The sequence below is a fragment of the Tianweitania sediminis genome (assembly GCF_017813335.1).
Lineage (GTDB): Bacteria > Pseudomonadota > Alphaproteobacteria > Rhizobiales > Rhizobiaceae > Tianweitania > Tianweitania sediminis.
This window is the reverse complement of sequence record NZ_JAGIYY010000022.1, coordinates 1-1,194: the sequence shown is the minus strand read 5'-3', so window position 1 is coordinate 1,194 and position 1,194 is coordinate 1. Positions and strand designations below refer to the sequence as shown.

Genomic DNA, 1,194 nt, shown 5'->3' with positions numbered 1-1,194 from the left:
TGACGTTGCCCCCGATCAGCCCTCGTTCATAACTGGACTCTGTTCTCCTTGTGGTCCGATCTGGACCGGGTTGCAAACTCGTTCGGGGTGAGGCCGCGCAGGCTCGTGTGCGGCCGGTGCTCGTTGTAGTCGATCCTCCATTCTTCGATGATGCGGCGTGCCGCTGCCATGCCGCGGAACAGGTGCTCATTAAGGCATTCATCCCGGAAGCGGCCGTTCAGGCTCTCGACGAAGCCGTTCTGGGTGGGCTTGCCGGGCGCGATGTAGTGCCACTCGACGAGGTTGTCCTCCTGCCACTGCAGGATCGCTCGCGATGTCAGCTCGGTGCCGTTGTCGGAGACGATCATCAGCGGACGGCCCCGCGTCGCGGCGATGGCGTCCAGTTCCCGCGCCACCCGCATTCCTGAGAGCGACGTGTCAACGACGAGCGTCAGGCACTCGCGGGTGAAGTCGTCGACCACCACCAGGACGCGGAAGCGCCTGCCATCGGCGAGCATGTCGGATACGAAGTCCAGGCTCCACCGCTGGTTCGGTCTCTGCGGCAGCGTCATGGGTGCCCGCGTGCCCAGCGCCCGCTTGCGACCACCGCGCTTCTTCACCGTCAGCCGCTCTTCCCGGTAGAGCCGGAACAGCTTCTTGTGGTTCAGCTCGATGCCCTCACGTCGCAGCAGGATGAGCAGGCGCCGGTAGCCGAACCGCCGCCGCGCAAGCGCCAGTTCCTTCAGCCGCACCCGCACGGCGGTGTCATCCGGTCGCCGCGACGCATAGCGGTAGGTCTTCGGGTCGAGCCCGACCAGTCCGCAGGCACGCCGCTGCGAGTAGCACTTCTCTTCAATCGCCCAGGTCACGAAGCGCTTCCTTGTCCTGGGCGTCAGAACTTTCCCAGTGCTTCCTTCAGCGTCGAGACGTCCAGCATCGATTCCGCCAGCAGCTTCTTCAGCCGTCGGTTCTCGTCCTCGAGGCTCTTCAGCCGTCGGGCATCCGACACTTCCATGCCGCCGAAGCGGTTACGCCAGTTGTAGAAGGTCGCGTCCGAGATCCCGTGCTTGCGGCACAACTCGGCCGTCGGGATTCCCGCCTGGTGCTCCTTCAGCACACCGATGATCTGGTCTTCCGTGAACCGGCTTCTCTTCATCTCCGTCTCCTGTCGACGGAGTCCAGTTCAAACCGAAGGCATCCACGGGGGCAACGTCA

At 64.2% G+C, this 1,194-nt stretch carries 1 pseudogene; it reads right to left on the bottom strand.

Going from position 1 to position 1,194, the window contains the following annotated elements:
- Positions 1-26 precede the first annotated feature (26 nt).
- A pseudogene (locus J5Y06_RS22975) lies at positions 27-1,135 on the bottom strand (IS3 family transposase).
- Positions 1,136-1,194: the final 59 nt, after the last annotated feature.